Source organism: Halomonas sp. SIMBA_159, from assembly GCF_046536035.1.
Taxonomy (GTDB): Bacteria; Pseudomonadota; Gammaproteobacteria; order Pseudomonadales; family Halomonadaceae; genus Vreelandella; species Vreelandella venusta_A.
The window spans coordinates 1-261 of the sequence record NZ_JAWJBT010000871.1; the positions used below are offsets into that span (position 1 = coordinate 1).

Annotated in this window: 1 protein-coding gene; it reads left to right on the plus strand. The window is 57.1% G+C overall.

Annotated elements, in window-relative coordinates; translation table 11 throughout:
* A partial coding sequence (locus R0J87_RS21735; RefSeq protein ID WP_498888905.1) for a hypothetical protein occupies positions 1-261 on the plus strand: 261 nt, incomplete at both ends.

Below are 261 nucleotides of genomic sequence, written 5' to 3' on the forward strand. Positions count from 1 at the left end.
GTTATTATCGCCGCCGATGCCGCTGGCAGTTATCAGCCGTTCGCGCTGACGCTGGATCAGCGCCGTTTTAGTCAGGCCAGCTTGGCCGCTAAACAGCATTTGCCTGAACTGGCTCAGGCCGTAGAGACCGAACTGAGCCGACTTTTAACCGATGTGGAATTTAACATTGAGCTGAGCTTATGTCAGGGCACGGGTCTGGACAGCTGGCTGGCGGAGCCTGGCCGGTTACTGTTGCAATGCCCGGTATTGGTGCCAACCGAC